Genomic DNA, 13,647 nt, shown 5'->3' on the forward strand with positions numbered 1-13,647 from the left:
TTCGACCATGTCGGACCTAGACCGCAATTACGCTTCTCCTTTCGGCAGGGCCGCCGGGCGTGTTGACGCCGCGACGGTCGATGCCGGCCTGCGCGCCTACATGCTGCGCATCTACAACTACATGAGCATTGGCCTCGCCATCACCGGCTTGGCCGCGCTCGGCGTCTACATGGCCGCCGTGACGGATGTTCCGACCCCGGAAGCCGTCCGCGTCGGCAAGCTGTTCCTGACGCCGTTCGGCTACGCGATGTTCGTCAGCCCGCTGAAGTGGCTGTTCATGCTCGCGCCGCTCGCCATGGTGTTCGTGATCTCGGCGGGCATCAACCGTCTCGCTCCCTCGACCGCCCAGATCCTGTTCTGGGTGTTCGCGGCGCTGATGGGCGTCTCGCTGTCCTCGATCTTCCTGGTGTTCACGCACACCTCGATCGTGCGGGTGTTCTTCATCACCGCGGCGACCTTCGGCGCGCTCAGCCTCTACGGCTACACCACCAAGCGTGACATGAGCGGAATGGGTTCGTTCCTGTTCATGGGCCTGATCGGCATCGTGATCGCGAGCCTGGTAAACCTGTTCCTGGCGAGCTCGGTGCTGCAGTTCGTGGTGTCGGTGGTCGGCGTGCTGGTGTTCGCGGGCCTCACCGCCTGGGATACCCAGCGGCTGAAGAACGACTACATCTACGGCTACGCCTCGGCCGGCGGTGACATCGCAGAGCGTGCGGCCATCACCGGCGCGCTGTCGCTGTACCTGAACTTCATCAACCTGTTCACGCTGCTCCTGCAGCTCCTCGGCCAGCGCGACTAAGCGCTGAGGCGAGAGGACGGACACGAACCCCGGCCGAAAGGCCGGGGTTTTTGTTTGGGTGGGCCGGACGTCGTCATCGCCCGCCTTGTGCGCAATTGCGCACTGGGGCGGGCGATCCAGTACGCCGCAGCGCCTCGATCCTAGCCGTGCTGTCTCGGAGTACTGGATGCCCCTCCTACGCGGGGCATGACAGCGCAGAAGATGGAGGCTGCTTCCCTCGCAATGACGCGTGGGGAGGCCATTCGCCTCTTCCAGCCGTCCCAGGAAGGCTCTAATCTTGCGGCATGTCCGCACCCGATATCAGGCCCACCATTGAGGCCGACCTTCCCGCCATCACCGCCATCTACCAGCAGGCTGTCCGCGAGGGCACCGCGACGTTCGAGCTGGAGCCGCCCGATCTCGCCGAGATGACGCGCCGCTACCGTACGCTGATCGACGGCGGCTACCCCTATTTCGTCGCCATCCTCGACGGGCGCGTCGCCGGCTACGCCTATGCCGGCGCCTACCGGCCGCGGCCGGCCTACCGCTTCACGGTCGAGAACTCGATCTATCTCGATCCGTCCTTCCACCGCCGCGGCATCGGAGCGCTCCTGCTGGAGCGGCTGATCGTCGAGTGCGAGGCGCGCGGTTTCCGCCAGATGATCGCCGTGATCGGCGATTCCGCCAATGCGGGTTCGATCGGCGTGCACAGCAAGGGCGGCTTCAAGATGATCGGCACGCATCCCAGCGTCGGGCTGAAGTTCGGCCGCTGGCTGGACACGGTGATGATGCAGCGGGATCTTGGTGAGGGCGCGAAGAGCGTGCCGGGGAAGTAAGGCCCGTAGCCCGGGTGAGCGAAGCGATACCCGGGAAGGCTGCAAGCAAAGACCCGGATGTCGCTACGCTCATCCGGGCTACTGGATCCCTGCTCACACCACCGCCAATTTGCGATCGATCACCAGGAGCACGCGCTCCAGCTCGTGGCCGCGGCGCAGGATCAAGCCCGTCGCCGAGATCACGCTGTACATGCCCTGCTTGCGCGCGAGGCGCGGATCCTTCTCGATACGATAGATCGGCACTTCCGAGGCGCGGCGAAAGACCGAGAACACGGCGCGATCCCTGAGGAAGTCGATGGCATAGTCGCGCCACTCGCCGTCGGCGACCATCCGGCCGTAGAGATTGAGAATACGGTGCAGCTCGAGCCGGTTGAACGTCACGCGGCTCAGCTGCGCATTCGAAGCGGCGGGGCGCGCCGCCGCGCGCTGTTCGCTCGGATCGGCATCCTCCGACAGACTCATAGGTCGCCTCCTGTCGCATCAGCATGACCGCGTCCGCGAAGACCGTCCCCGGAACCGCGGATCATGACAGTTGCATGATCGCGCCAACTGTTCCCCACCGCAAGGGGCCCCTGGAAGGACACTGGACCGGAGCAAACCGCCCACACGCAGCGGTGGAACTCTGTCGCGGCAAACCGTCACGGGATCGTTAGCAGGAATCATAGTGTCGCCGCTTTTCGGCCAAGCGACTGCCGCCCTGCATTGCGAAAAGACTTGTGTGCGTTGACCCGGTCCTTTCGGTTCCGGATTCCTCAGCCCCCAGCCCCCCGGGGCCGTCAGGATCGGGTCTGTTCGCACGACAAGGAGGGCCAACGCGAGTTGGTCCTTTTTTGTTTGGGTCGGTTTTGTCTGTGTCGGGATGTTTCTGCCTCGACGCATATCTCACCATCTCCGCACAAACTCTCTCCCCTCATCCTGAGGAGCCGCGAAGCGGCGTCTCGAAGGATCGAGGCCGAGCTGCCTCAGTAGGGCCTGCATGGTTCGAGACGGCGCTGACGCGCCTCCTCACCATGAGGATTGAGAGCGTGCTTGAGTCGGAAGATTCGAAGTGTGCGCGTCAGTGCAGCGACGTATACGCCGCGCCCAGCATCGGGCCCGGCTTCTCGCGGCTGCCGTCCTGAACATAGACCACGGCACCGTCGACGCCGTCGCGCGTGAGGTTCTCGATCGGCACCGTCCAGCTTTCCGGACGGCCGGTCCAGTCGCCGACCTTGAGCAGGTTGCGCACCACGTTGTGATAGATGACCTGCTGTCCGCGATTTTCGCCGCGGCTGATCGCGATCGGCACCGATTTCGCAATCGAGCAGATCCAGACCTCGCCGTGGGACACGGTCGGCTCGTTGCTCGCGGCCACCGAGACGTTGATCTGCTTGCCCGCGAGCGACATCGTCACCGGCACGCTCATCACGCCCGTGCCCGTGTCGGTTTTGCCGATCGCGCTTTCGATGCCGGTGCGGTCGCTGCCGACGACATGCGTGGAGCCGTTGACCACGACCTGCGGTGTGTAGACTTCGCGATCGCCGCGCATGCGCGAATAGGCACGCTGCCGTGCAGAGAAGCGCGAATCGGCCAATGTGTCCTTCCAGCCGAGATAGTCCCAATAGTCGATCGGCATGCTCAGCGCGATGATCGAGGGATCGCGGGCGAGGTCGCCGATGATCTTGTCGGCCGGCGGGCAGGAGGAGCAGCCCTGCGAGGTAAACAATTCGACAACGGCGCGGGGATCAGCCTCGGCAGGACGAATGACGGCGACGATTGCACAGAGACCAAGAGCTCCCGACCAGAGGGCGCCGGACCAGCGTGAAACCAGATGAGAAGCCGTCATTGTTGTCATGTCGAACGCCGTACACCATTGCTCGTGAGAGGGAAATCTTACCGCCGGATGGTCACCGTAGTCTTACGGGCCTCACACTTTCGTCCGCCAAAGTAACCGTCCAAAGCGTGGGGTTCTCCGCCGGGCGGGCCCATCTGAAGCCTGCCGCAAACGCGTGAAAGCGGCCTTGTGATAGGCCGCCTTCGTGTAACCTACTACTCACTTCGCAGTGAGCCACCGTTCACAAGTCCGCGCTTACGCCGCGAGCTTGCGCAGCACGTAGTGCAAGATGCCGCCGTTGCGGTAGTATTCCAGCTCGTCCAGCGTATCGATGCGGCAGAGCAGCGAAACGCGCTGCAGCGAACCGTCGCTGGAGACGATCTCCGCGGTCAGCTTCTGGCGCGGCTTGAGCTCGCCGACGAGGCCGCGCAGCGTGACCTTCTCGTCGCCCTTCAGACCGAGCGACGACCAGGAGGTGCCGTCCTCGAACGTCAGCGGCAGCACGCCCATGCCGACCAGGTTGGAGCGGTGGATGCGCTCGAAGCTCTGGCAGATCACGGCGCGCACGCCGAGCAGACGCGTGCCCTTCGCGGCCCAGTCGCGCGAGGAGCCGTTGCCGTATTCGGCGCCGGCGAACACCACCAGCGGCACCTGCTCCTGCTGGTACTTCATCGCGGCGTCGTAGATCGACATCTGCTCGCCGTCTGGCCAGTGTTTTGTCAGACCGCCCTCAGGGATATTTCCATCCGCGCCCTTGAGCATGAAGTTCTTGATGCGGATATTGGCGAAGGTGCCGCGCATCATGACTTCATGGTTGCCGCGCCGCGTGCCGTACTGGTTGAAGTCGGCCGGACGTACCTGGTGTTCGCTGAGATATTTGCCGGCGGGCGAGGTGAGCTTGATCGAACCGGCCGGCGAGATGTGGTCGGTGGTGATCTTGTCGCCGAACATGGCGAGGATGCGGGCCTCGACAATGTCGGTGACCGGCTCCGGCTCCTTCTTCATGCCTTCGAAATAGGGCGGGTTCTGCACATAGGTCGAGCTCATGTTCCAACGATAGGTCTCGCTCTCGACCGTCTTGATCTTGCGCCAGTTGGTGTCGCCCTTGAACACGTCGGCATACTTTTTCTTGAAGATCGCCGCGGTCACGAACTTCTTCATGAAGGCGTTGATCTCCTTCGTCGTCGGCCAGATGTCCTTCAGGTAGACCGGCTTGCCGTCCTTGCCTTCACCGAGCGGTTCGATGGCGAGGTTCTTGGTGACGGTGCCCGCGAGCGCGTGGGCGACCACGAGCGGCGGCGAGGCCAGATAGTTCGCCTGCACGTCCGGCGAGACGCGGCCTTCGAAGTTGCGGTTACCGGAGAGCACGGCAGCCGCGACGATGCCGTTGTCGTTGATCGACTTCGAGATCTCCTCGGGCAGCGGACCGGAATTGCCGATGCAGGTGGTGCAGCCGAAACCGACCAGGTTGAAGCCGACCTTGTCGAGATCGGCCTGGAGACCGGAATCGGCGAGATAGGCCGCCACCACCTGGCTGCCCGGGGCGAGCGAAGTCTTCACCCACGGCTTTGCCTTGAGGCCCTTCGCGGCGGCGTTGCGCGCCAGCAGACCGGCGCCGATCAGCACGCTCGGGTTCGAGGTGTTGGTGCAGGAGGTGATCGCGGCGATGACGACGTCGCCATGGCCGATGTCGAACTTCTTGCCCTCGACGGCAAAGCGCTTCGCCGGCTCCTCGGCCTTCTTGTATTCGGTGGCGAGCGCGAGCGAGAAGCCCTCGGCCACGGACGGCAGCGCAATGCGGCCTTCGGGGCGCTTCGGACCGGCCATCGACGGCACGACGTCACCGAGGTCGAGCGTCAGCGTCTCCGTGAACACCGGATCGGCCGACTTGGCGGTGCGGAACAGCCCTTGCGCCTTCGCATAGGCCTGCACCAGCGCGACGCGCGCCGAGGCGCGGCCGGAGGTCTTGAGATAATCGAGCGCGGCGGCGTCGACCGGGAAGAAGCCGCAGGTCGCGCCATATTCGGGCGCCATGTTGGCGATGGTCGCCTTGTCGGCGACCGAGAGATGGTCGAGGCCGGGGCCGAAGAACTCGACGAACTTGCCGACAACGCCGAGCTTGCGCAGCATCTGCGTCACCGTCAGCACGAGGTCGGTCGCGGTGACGCCTTCCTTCATCGCGCCCTTCAGCTTGAAGCCGACGACGTTGGGCAGCAGCATCGACAGCGGCTGGCCGAGCATGCAGGCTTCGGCCTCGATGCCGCCGACGCCCCAGCCGAGCACGGCGAGACCGTTGACCATGGTGGTGTGGGAATCGGTGCCGACCAGCGAGTCGGGATAGGCGACCTCGAAGGTGCCGGTCTTCTTGCCGACCGTCATCTTCTCCTTCTTGGTCCAGACCGTCTGGGAGAGATATTCGAGATTGACCTGGTGGCAGATGCCGGTGCCGGGCGGCACGACGGAGAAGTTCGAGAACGCCTTCTGGCCCCATTTCAGGAACTCGTAGCGTTCCTGGTTCTGCTTGTATTCCTCGGTGACGTTCTTGCCGAACGCCTTGTTGTCACCGAAGAAGTTCACGATCACGGAGTGGTCGATGACGAGGTCGACCGGCACCAGCGGATTGATCTTCTCGGCATCGCCGCCAAGCTTCTGCATCGCGTTGCGCATCGCGGCGAGATCGACCACGGCGGGGACGCCGGTGAAGTCCTGCATCAGCACGCGCGCCGGGCGGAAGGCGATCTCATGCTCCAGCGACTTCTTGCGCAGCCACTTCGACACCGCGACGATGTCTTCCTTCTTGACCGAGCGGCCGTCCTCGTTGCGGAGCAGGTTCTCGAGCAAGACCTTCATCGAATAGGGGAGTTTCGAAATTCCCTTCAGACCATTCTTCTCGGCCGTGGGCAGGCTGTAATAGACATAGGTCTTGGCGCCGACCTTGAGGGTCTTTTTGCATTTGAAGCTGTCGAGCGAGGTCATGTAGGAAATCCCAATTGTTAGTTATACCCGGCAGGGTATTTTAACACCGTCAGCGTAGGCAGGCTGAGTCGCTTGCAGGGGCAGGTTGAGTTGCTGCATCAAGTAGTTCCGGGCTTATAGAAGCTTTCTAACCGCGCCGCCACAGCCACAAACGTGCCGCGGCAATCCGCGAGCCAAAAATTCCCATACGCTACCCCAAGTTTTCCTGAGGCCTGACGTTGAGCGGGCTGGTACGAGGCGAGATGCAGCTTTCCGGACATGGGGTCACATGCGTGCGGGGCGGCCGCGAGGTGTTTGCCGGGCTCGATTTCGGGGCCGGCTCCGGCGAAGCCGTGGCGGTCGTCGGCCGCAACGGATCGGGCAAGACCTCGCTGCTGCGGCTGATCGCGGGCCTGCTCATTCCGGCGGGCGGCACGATCGCGCTGCACGGAGGTGACGCCGAGCTGACATTGCCGGAGCAATGCCATTATCTCGGTCATCGCGACGCCCTGAAGCCGGCCCTCAGCGTGGCGGAGAATCTGACGTTCTGGGCCGATTTCTTGGGCGGCGAGCGTTTCGACGCCGGCGAGAGCCTCGCCACCGTCGGGCTCGACCATGCCGCCGATCTGCCCGCCGCCTTCCTGTCCGCAGGCCAACGCCGCCGGCTCTCGCTGGCCCGCCTGCTGACCGTCCGCCGGCCGGTCTGGCTCTTGGACGAGCCGACCACGGCGCTGGATGTCGCGGGCCAGGACATGTTTTCCGGATTGATGCGCGAGCACTTGGCGCGCGGCGGCCTGATCGTCGCCGCCACCCACGCCCCCCTCGGGATCGATTCGCGGGAGCTGCGGATCGGGGGTGCGGTGTGATTCCGATGGACCCTCAGTTTTCCGAGCGGCGGGGTGCCGCTCTCTCCGTTCCCTCCCCCCTTGTGGGGGAGGGTCAGGGAGGGGGGTGCGGCGGGCGACACTTTCTCGGATCAAGCGCTGGAAAAACGGGCTATCTGTTGCTGGCCGCGCGCGAACGATCCGCATCTCTCCCGGGGCCACCCCTCTCCCCCGCCCTCCCCCACAAGGGGGGAGGGAGCGCAGTTTGCCCTGGGCACCAGCCGAGCTCTTATGGCCGTCTCGCCGTGGAAAGAGCCACCCCATGACCGCCCTGTCTGCCCTGATCCGCCGGGACATCCGGATTGCGCTCCGCGTCGGCGGCGGGGCGTTGATTGGCGTGCTGTTCTTCCTGACCGTGGTGGTGCTGATGCCGTTTGCGGTGGGGCCGGATCTGGCACTGCTGTCGCGGCTCGGGCCGGCGATCCTGTGGCTGGGGGCGCTGCTGGCGAGCCTGCTCACCCTGGACCGGCTGTTCATGGCCGACCACGAGGACGGCTCGCTCGACCTGATCACGATGAGCCGGACCCCGCTGGAACTCGCCTGCGCGGCAAAGGCGCTGGCGCATTGGCTGGCCGCCGGCCTGCCGCTGATCGTCGCAACCCCCGTGCTCGGCCTGCTGCTCAACCTCGACATGGTGGCGACCGGCGCGGTGGCGCTGACGCTGCTCGCCGGCACCCCGGCGCTGACGTTCACCGGCATGATCGGCGCGGCGCTGGCGGTGACGCTGCATCGTGGCGGCTTGCTGATGGCGGTTCTGGTGCTGCCGCTGTCGATACCGGTGTTGATTTTCGGCGTCGCGGCCTCGCAGGCGGCGATCGTCGGACCCATGACGTTCGGCGCGCCGTTCTCGATCCTGTGCGCGCTGTCGCTGGTCAGCCTCGTGATCGGCCCGTTCGCGGCTGCGGCGAGCCTGAAGCATGGGCTGGATTGAGATGGGCTGGACTGACCTTGACCCCGATCAACTTTCGCTGCGGACTTTCGTGCTGATTGCGTGAGCGCTTACCTGTGATTATCAGGATACCATGACGCTGATCGACCTCGCCAACCCCACACGGTTCCTCGCGCTGACGGCGCGGCTGCTGCCGTGGCTTGCGGCTGCGACAATCATCCTGCTCGCGATCGGGCTCTATCAGTCCGCCACCGCGCCCGACGATTATCAGCAGGGCGCGACGGTGAAGATCATGTTCATCCACGTGCCCAATGCCTGGCTGTCGATGTTCGTGTGGGGCGTGATGAGCATCGCCTCGCTGGGCACGCTGGTGTGGCGGCATCCGCTGGCCGACGTCGCCGCCAAGGCGGCTGCTCCGATCGGTGCCAGCTTCACCTTCCTTGCGCTGCTGACGGGCTCGCTGTGGGGCCGGCCGATGTGGGGCACCTATTGGGAATGGGACGCGCGGCTGACCTCGGTGCTGATCCTGTTCCTGATGTATCTCGGCCTGATGGCGCTGTGGCGCGCGGTCGACGATCCCTCCCGCGCGGCGCGCGCCGCCGCCGTGCTGACGCTGGTCGGCGCGCTCAACCTGCCGATCATCAAGTTCTCGGTCGACTGGTGGAACACGCTGCACCAGCCGGCGTCAGTGATGCGGATGGGCGGCTCGTCGCTCGACAGATCGTTTTTGATTCCGTTGCTGGTGATGGCGATCGCGTTCACCCTGCTGTTCGTCACGCTGCATCTGGCTGCGATGCGCAACGAGATTTTGCGCCGGCGCGTGCGGTCCCTGCAGATGATGCAGGCGAGCCGTGTGGCCTTTTCAGAAGTCGGCACCGGCTCGCGCGAGGGCAGCACGTCAAAAGAAGTCGGGGCTGCATGATCATGTCGCTCGGTCCCTACGCGCCCTTCATCGTGACATCCTATGCCGCGGCCGCCCTCGTGGTCGTGATCCTGATCGGCTGGATCGTGCTCGATTATCGCAGCCAGACACAGCGCCTGCGCGAGCTCGAGCGCAGCGGCGTGACCCGCCGCTCCGGCCGTAGCGCGACGGATCGGCCATGAGAGATCGAGAATGAGCGAGCAATCATGAGCGAGCAATCGACGTCCGCTCCGCCACAGCGCCGCACCTTTCTGATGGTGCTGCCGCTGATCGCCTTCATCGGCCTGGCGCTGTTGTTCTGGTTCCGGCTCGGCAGTGGCGATCCCTCGCGAATCCCTTCCGCGCTGATCGGACGCCCCGCGCCGCAAACCATGCTGCCGCCGCTCGAGGGATTGCAGGCTGACAACGCGCAGATCCCCGGCCTCGATCCCGCCGCGTTCAAGGGCAAGGTCAGCCTCGTCAATGTCTGGGCGTCCTGGTGCGTGCCGTGCCACGACGAGGCGCCGCTCCTGACCGAACTGGCAAAAGACAAGCGCTTCCAGCTCGTCGGCATCAACTACAAGGATGCCGCCGACAATGCGCGGCGCTTCCTGGGGCGCTATGGCAACCCGTTCGGCCGCGTCGGCGTCGATGCCAACGGCCGCGCCTCGATCGAATGGGGCGTCTATGGCGTGCCGGAGACGTTTGTCGTCGGTCGCGAAGGCACCATCGTCTACAAGCTGGTGGGACCGATCACGCCGGAGAATTTGCGGACGGTGTTGTTGCCGCAGATGGAAAAGGCGTTGAGATAGCCGCCGTCATTGCGAGGAGCCCTTGCGACGAAGCAATCCAGGCTGTCGCCGCGGAGGGATTCTGGATTGCTTCGCTTCGCTCGCAATGACGAGTTGAGAGAGCTCAGCCCTTCCTCACATCCCCCGCCTCGGCCTCGCTCGCTTCCAGCGACGCCGGCTCGAGGTGATAACGCTTGGTCAGCGGCATCTGGGCGATGGCGAAGACCATGGTGATCGGCGTGACGCCGAACACCTTGAAGTTGACCCAGAAGTCGGTGCTCTGGGTGCGCCAGACGATCTCGTTCAGCACCGCCATGCCGGCGAAGAACAGCGCCCAGCGCAGCGTCAGGATGCGCCAGCCCTGCGGCGTCAGATTGAACATCTGGTCGAACATCACGGCGATGAAGGAGCGGCCGAACAACAGGCCGCCGCCGAGGATCGCGGCAAACAGGGCGTAGATGATGGTTGGCTTGAGCTTGATGAAGGTCTCGTCGTGCAGCACCAGGGTCAGCGTGCCGAACACCAGCACGATCACGCCTGTCACGATCGCCATGATCGGGATGTGGCGCGTCACGACATAGGAGGCGATCATCGCCGCGACGATCGCGACCATGAAGGCGCCGGTCGCGGCGAACAGATTGAACTTCGCGTTGACGAAGAAGAACACGAGCAGCGGGCCGAGCTCGGTCGCGAGCTTGAACAGCGGATGCGGCTGGGTCTTGTCCATTCTTCAGCTTTCGATTCCGGCAATGGCGCGGGCGAAATCGCGCGCGGTGAACGGCGCGAGATCGTCGACACCTTCGCCGACGCCGATGAAATGCACCGGCAGTTTGAATTTTTCCGCGAGCGCCACCAGGATGCCGCCGCGGGCGGTGCCGTCGAGCTTGGTCATCACGAGGCCGGTGACGCCGGCGGTGCGATGGAAGGCCTCGACCTGCGACAGCGCGTTCTGGCCGACGGTGGCGTCCAGCACAAGCAGCACCGCATGCGGCGCAGTCGCGTCCACCTTGCGGATGACGCGCACGACCTTTTCGAGCTCGTTCATCAGCTCGGCCTTGTTCTGAAGCCGCCCGGCGGTGTCGATCAGGAGCACGTCGGTGGCCTGCTCCTTCGCCGCCGTCAGCGCGTTGAAGGCGAGGCTCGCCGAATCCGAGCCTTGTGCGCCCGATATGACGGGGGTCCTGGTGCGTTCGCCCCAGACCTTGAGCTGCTCGATCGCTGCGGCGCGAAACGTGTCGCCGGCCGCCAGCATCACCTTGCGGCCTTCGGACGCGAATTTTTGCGAGAGTTTCCCGATGGTCGTGGTCTTGCCGGAGCCGTTGACGCCGACCACGAGGATGACGAAGGGCTTCTTGCCGGCGTCGATCTCGAGCGGCTTCGCCACCGCCGTCAGCACCTTTTCGACCTCGGTCGCGACGACGTCCTTGACCTCGTCCGCCGAGATCGCCTTGTCGTAGCGCCCGGTGCCGACCGCATCCGCGATCCGCACCGCGACCGAGGTGCCGAGGTCGGCGCGCAGCAGCACGTCCTCGATGTCGTCGAGCATGGCGCGGTCGAGCTTGCGCTTGGTGACGAGGTCGGCGACCGCGGTCCCGAGCGAGGACGAGGTGCGCTTCAGCCCGTCGGACAGGCGGCGCCACCAGCTCAGCTTGGGGGTCTCGGGGGTGGTATCGTTCATGGTGGCGGTGTGTTAGCCGTTCCGGCTCGCAAACGAAAGTCTTGACCGAAAGTCCTGCAATTGCTCGATGTTCCCGAATTGACCGCCGAGGAAATCTTAGGCCGCGTGCTCCATCGCGACGGATTGATGCTGGTCATCGACAAGCCGGCCGGCCTGCCGGTGCATCGCGGACCCAAGGGCGGGGCCAATCTGGAAACCTCCTTCGACGCGCTTCGTTTCGGCCTGCCGCGGCCGCCGGTGCTGGCCCACCGGCTGGACAAGGACACCTCCGGTTGCCTCGTGCTCGGCCGCCATCGCAAGGCGACGGCGTCGCTCGGCCTGCTGTTCAAGCATGGCAAGATCGGCAAGACCTACTGGACCATCGTGGAGGGCGGCCCCACTGAGGACGAAGGCACCATCGACATGCCCCTCGGCCGGCTCAATGCCGAGCGCGGCTGGTGGCAGAAGCCCGATCCCGAGGGCCAGAAGGCCATCACCAACTGGAAGGTAATGGGCCGGGGCGACGGCCTGACCTGGCTCGCCATGGAACCGGTGACCGGACGGACCCATCAATTGCGGGTGCATTCGTCGGCGACCGGCTGGCCGATCTTCGGCGATAACATTTACGGCAACGGCCCGCGCTTCGGCGAGCCGAAGCTACACCTGCATTCCCGCGAGATCGTGGTGCCGATCTCTCGGAACAAGGAGCCGGTCCGCGTGGTGGCGCCGGCCCCACCCCACATGCACGAGCGGCTCCGGGCCTGCGGGTGGAACGGAGAATAATCCCGTCAGTCCCTCATGGTGAGGAGGCCGCGTAGCGGCCGTATCGAACCATGAAAGGCCCGCATCTCGCCCGTGGCCATCCTTCGAGACGCCCGCTTTGCGGGCTTCTCAGGATGAGGGTCATCGCTCCTTGGTTTACGAAACGTTCAGTGCTCGTCGCTAATGATAGCGGTTGCTTAGAACAAGCTTCCGTCAATCTGCTCAGGACGAGCTGCGCGTCATGTCCACGGCCGAATTATCGATCATCGACGAGGTCGAGTCCGCGCTTCGGACTGGCTCGGCGGAAAAGGGCCTGGCAACAGCCCGCCGCGTCACCGACCTGTTCCTGTCCTCCGCCGGCAGTTTCGATGACGCGCAGATCGCCCTGTTCGACGACGTGCTCGATCGCCTGATCGGCACCATCGAGCTCCGCGCCATCGCCGACATGGGCGCACGCGTTGCGCTCGCCGAGATCAGCGCGCAACTCGCCCCGATCGCGCAGGCGCCGCCATCGGTCATTCGCCGCCTCGCCAACAATGACGAAATCCGCATCGCCGGTCCCGTGCTGCAGGAATCCGCGCGCCTCGACGATGGCGCGCTGGTGCAGATCGCATCATCCAAGGGCGAGCCGCATCTGCTCGCGGTCGCCGGACGTTGGTGGCTGAAGGAGATCGTCACCGATGCATTGCTGGCGCGGCGCTATCCCAGCGTCAGCCGGCGGCTCGCCGCCAATCCCGGCGCGCGCGTGTCCGGAAACGGATTTGCTGTCATCGTCGGACAAGCCGAGGCCGATCCCGAGCTCGCGGTCAGCGTCGGCGTCCGCGTCGATCTGCCGTCAGACCTGCGCCGTCAATTGCTGCGCTCGGCGAGCGATGCCGTGCGGACCCGTCTGTTGTCGCGCGCGCCGCCGCATCTGTTCGAGGAGATCCAGACCGCGATCGCCGCCGTCACCGTCGGTGTCGAGCGCGAGATGTCGGGGGTCCGCGATTTCGAAGGTGCCAAGCGCGCCGTCGCGGGCCTCAAGGCGGCCGGCCAGCTCAGCGAAGCGACGCTGCTCGGCTTCGCCACGCAGCGGCGCTACGAAGAGGCGGTGGCCGCATTGGCCGCATTGTCGGGATCGACCGTCGAAGTGATTCGCCCGCTGATGCAAAGCCTGCGCGAGGACGGCCTGCTGGTGCCATGCAAGGCGGCGCAGCTCACCTGGGAAACCACCGCCGCCGTGCTCGAAAGCCGCTTTGCGAGCGGCGCGATGAAGCCCGCCGATATCGCAAGGGCTCAAAGCAACTACGCGCGCATGACCCCGGAGAATGCGCGGCGGACGCTGCGGTTCTGGCAGGTGCGGGCGTTGTAGGCGCGTTAGAGACGCTGCGCGCCAAATATT

The 13,647-nt window shown here is 65.1% G+C and carries 14 protein-coding genes; 9 read left to right on the top strand and 5 right to left on the bottom strand.

What is annotated here, in order from left to right; translation table 11 throughout:
- Nucleotides 1–7 precede the first annotated feature (7 nt).
- A complete protein-coding gene (locus FXB41_RS11360) occupies nucleotides 8–799 on the top strand; it encodes a Bax inhibitor-1/YccA family protein (protein ID WP_007598855.1) in 792 nt (263 codons plus the stop codon).
- A 284-nt stretch (nucleotides 800–1,083) separates the two neighbouring features.
- On the top strand, nucleotides 1,084–1,614 hold the full coding sequence (locus tag FXB41_RS11365) for a GNAT family N-acetyltransferase (RefSeq protein WP_007598854.1): 531 nt from the start codon (nucleotides 1,084–1,086) through the stop codon (nucleotides 1,612–1,614).
- A gap of 93 nt (nucleotides 1,615–1,707) precedes the next feature.
- Here the strand turns inward: FXB41_RS11365 and FXB41_RS11370 are convergent, their stop codons facing one another.
- From FXB41_RS11370 to acnA, 3 genes are all read right to left on the bottom strand, one after another.
- Nucleotides 1,708–2,076 (bottom strand): DUF2794 domain-containing protein, encoded by a 369-nt coding sequence (locus FXB41_RS11370; protein ID WP_007598853.1) that lies wholly within the window; start codon nucleotides 2,074–2,076, stop codon nucleotides 1,708–1,710.
- A 595-nt stretch (nucleotides 2,077–2,671) separates the two neighbouring features.
- Nucleotides 2,672–3,448, bottom strand: coding sequence for a DUF1223 domain-containing protein (locus tag FXB41_RS11375; protein WP_007598850.1), 777 nt, complete (start codon nucleotides 3,446–3,448; stop codon nucleotides 2,672–2,674).
- A 234-nt stretch (nucleotides 3,449–3,682) separates the two neighbouring features.
- Entirely contained in the window at nucleotides 3,683–6,403 is a 2,721-nt protein-coding gene (gene acnA / locus FXB41_RS11380; protein ID WP_219681815.1) for an aconitate hydratase AcnA, read from the bottom strand.
- 242 nt (nucleotides 6,404–6,645) lie between these two features.
- On the opposite strand from acnA, the gene ccmA reads away from it, so the two are divergent.
- From ccmA to FXB41_RS11405, 5 genes are all read left to right on the top strand, one after another.
- Nucleotides 6,646–7,248 carry a heme ABC exporter ATP-binding protein CcmA gene (gene ccmA, locus FXB41_RS11385; protein WP_007598847.1) on the top strand — a complete coding sequence of 201 codons (603 nt, stop codon included), beginning with the start codon at nucleotides 6,646–6,648 and terminating at the stop codon, nucleotides 7,246–7,248.
- A 280-nt stretch (nucleotides 7,249–7,528) separates the two neighbouring features.
- Entirely contained in the window at nucleotides 7,529–8,197 is a 669-nt protein-coding gene (gene ccmB, locus FXB41_RS11390; protein WP_106945554.1) for a heme exporter protein CcmB, read from the top strand.
- A 91-nt stretch (nucleotides 8,198–8,288) separates the two neighbouring features.
- Nucleotides 8,289–9,077, top strand: a complete 789-nt coding sequence (locus FXB41_RS11395) for a heme ABC transporter permease (protein WP_219681816.1) — start codon at nucleotides 8,289–8,291, stop codon at nucleotides 9,075–9,077.
- Nucleotides 9,074–9,259, top strand: a complete 186-nt coding sequence (ccmD, locus tag FXB41_RS11400) for a heme exporter protein CcmD (protein WP_007598841.1) — start codon at nucleotides 9,074–9,076, stop codon at nucleotides 9,257–9,259. The genes FXB41_RS11395 and ccmD overlap by 4 nt, the downstream gene beginning before the upstream one ends.
- 24 nt (nucleotides 9,260–9,283) lie before the next feature.
- Nucleotides 9,284–9,868, top strand: a complete 585-nt coding sequence (locus FXB41_RS11405; protein ID WP_219681817.1) for a DsbE family thiol:disulfide interchange protein — start codon at nucleotides 9,284–9,286, stop codon at nucleotides 9,866–9,868.
- A 103-nt stretch (nucleotides 9,869–9,971) separates the two neighbouring features.
- Here FXB41_RS11405 and FXB41_RS11410 read toward each other — a convergent pair whose 3' ends face one another.
- Nucleotides 9,972–10,574: a septation protein A gene (locus FXB41_RS11410; protein WP_219681818.1), complete on the bottom strand. Its 603-nt coding sequence runs from the start codon at nucleotides 10,572–10,574 to the stop codon at nucleotides 9,972–9,974.
- A 3-nt stretch (nucleotides 10,575–10,577) separates the two neighbouring features.
- Nucleotides 10,578–11,525: a signal recognition particle-docking protein FtsY gene (gene ftsY / locus FXB41_RS11415; RefSeq protein WP_219681819.1), complete on the bottom strand. Its 948-nt coding sequence runs from the start codon at nucleotides 11,523–11,525 to the stop codon at nucleotides 10,578–10,580.
- Nucleotides 11,526–11,585: 60 nt separating this feature from the next.
- Between ftsY and FXB41_RS11420 the strand changes: the two genes are divergently transcribed.
- Both FXB41_RS11420 and FXB41_RS11425 read left to right on the top strand, forming a co-directional pair.
- A complete protein-coding gene (locus FXB41_RS11420) occupies nucleotides 11,586–12,287 on the top strand; it encodes an RluA family pseudouridine synthase (protein WP_007598835.1) in 702 nt (233 codons plus the stop codon).
- A gap of 220 nt (nucleotides 12,288–12,507) precedes the next feature.
- Nucleotides 12,508–13,617: a DUF2336 domain-containing protein gene (locus FXB41_RS11425; protein WP_219681820.1), complete on the top strand. Its 1,110-nt coding sequence runs from the start codon at nucleotides 12,508–12,510 to the stop codon at nucleotides 13,615–13,617.
- The last annotated feature ends 30 nt before the right edge of the window (nucleotides 13,618–13,647 follow it).

Source organism: Bradyrhizobium canariense (genome assembly GCF_019402665.1).
Taxonomy (GTDB): domain Bacteria; phylum Pseudomonadota; class Alphaproteobacteria; order Rhizobiales; family Xanthobacteraceae; genus Bradyrhizobium; species Bradyrhizobium canariense.

Bases quoted from the DNA above. Each gene is read 5' to 3' on its own strand.
- acnA (WP_219681815.1), bottom strand. From the start codon at position 6,403: ATGACCTCGCTCGACAGCTTCAAATGCAAAAAGACCCTCAAGGTCGGC.
- ccmB (WP_106945554.1), top strand. From the start codon at position 7,529: ATGACCGCCCTGTCTGCCCTGATCCGCCGGGACATCCGGATTGCGCTC.
- FXB41_RS11410 (WP_219681818.1), bottom strand. From the start codon at position 10,574: ATGGACAAGACCCAGCCGCATCCGCTGTTCAAGCTCGCGACCGAGCTC.
- FXB41_RS11395 (WP_219681816.1), top strand. From the start codon at position 8,289: ATGACGCTGATCGACCTCGCCAACCCCACACGGTTCCTCGCGCTGACG.
- ccmA (WP_007598847.1), top strand. From the start codon at position 6,646: ATGCAGCTTTCCGGACATGGGGTCACATGCGTGCGGGGCGGCCGCGAG.
- FXB41_RS11375 (WP_007598850.1), bottom strand. From the start codon at position 3,448: ATGACAACAATGACGGCTTCTCATCTGGTTTCACGCTGGTCCGGCGCC.
- FXB41_RS11370 (WP_007598853.1), bottom strand. From the start codon at position 2,076: ATGAGTCTGTCGGAGGATGCCGATCCGAGCGAACAGCGCGCGGCGGCG.
- FXB41_RS11405 (WP_219681817.1), top strand. From the start codon at position 9,284: ATGAGCGAGCAATCGACGTCCGCTCCGCCACAGCGCCGCACCTTTCTG.
- FXB41_RS11425 (WP_219681820.1), top strand. From the start codon at position 12,508: ATGTCCACGGCCGAATTATCGATCATCGACGAGGTCGAGTCCGCGCTT.
- ftsY (WP_219681819.1), bottom strand. From the start codon at position 11,525: ATGAACGATACCACCCCCGAGACCCCCAAGCTGAGCTGGTGGCGCCGC.
- ccmD (WP_007598841.1), top strand. From the start codon at position 9,074: ATGATCATGTCGCTCGGTCCCTACGCGCCCTTCATCGTGACATCCTAT.
- FXB41_RS11360 (WP_007598855.1), top strand. From the start codon at position 8: ATGTCGGACCTAGACCGCAATTACGCTTCTCCTTTCGGCAGGGCCGCC.
- FXB41_RS11365 (WP_007598854.1), top strand. From the start codon at position 1,084: ATGTCCGCACCCGATATCAGGCCCACCATTGAGGCCGACCTTCCCGCC.